Origin of the sequence: Microbacterium enclense, assembly GCF_004022425.1 — a bacterium.
In the GTDB taxonomy this organism is placed as follows: Bacteria; Actinomycetota; Actinomycetes; order Actinomycetales; family Microbacteriaceae; genus Microbacterium; species Microbacterium enclense_A.
Window position 1 is genome coordinate 1 of the sequence record NZ_RBZY01000145.1, and the last position, 531, is coordinate 531.

The following is a 531-nucleotide window of genomic DNA, read 5'->3' on the forward strand; positions in this document are numbered from 1 at the left end:
CGTAGTTCCAGACGCGGTCGAGGATCTGCGCCTTCGACACCACGCGGCGTTGGTTGCGCATGAGGAAGCGCAGCAGCTCGAACTCCGTCGCCGTCAGCTGGATCTCGCGGTCGCCGCGCACGACTTCGTGGCTGTCCTCGTTCAGCGAGAGGTCGCCGACGCGCAGGATGGGCTCGGAGTCGCGGGTGAGGGCGGTGCCCGCGCGTCGCATGAGCCCGCGGAGGCGTGCGACGACCTCCTCGAGGCTGAAGGGCTTGGTGACGTAGTCGTCGCCGCCGGCGGTGAGGCCGGCGACACGGTCGGCCACGGAGTCCTTCGCGGTGAGGAAGAGCACGGGGACGTCGTTGCCCGAGTGCCGCAGTCGCTGCAGGACCGCCATGCCGTCGAGGTCGGGCATCATGACGTCGAGCACGAGGGCGTCAGGTTCGAAGTCGCGGGCGGCCTGCAGGGCGTTGAAGCCGGAGCCGGCGGTGCGCACTTCCCAGCCCTCCATGCGCAGTGCCATCGACAGCAGGTCGGTGAGCATCTGCT

The 531-nt window shown here is 69.5% G+C and carries 1 protein-coding gene; it reads right to left on the reverse strand.

Going from position 1 to position 531, the window contains the following annotated elements; translation table 11 throughout:
* Positions 1-531, reverse strand: a 531-nt coding sequence (locus D8Y23_RS16620; protein ID WP_164878301.1) for a response regulator transcription factor, incomplete at both ends; no start/stop codon positions are given.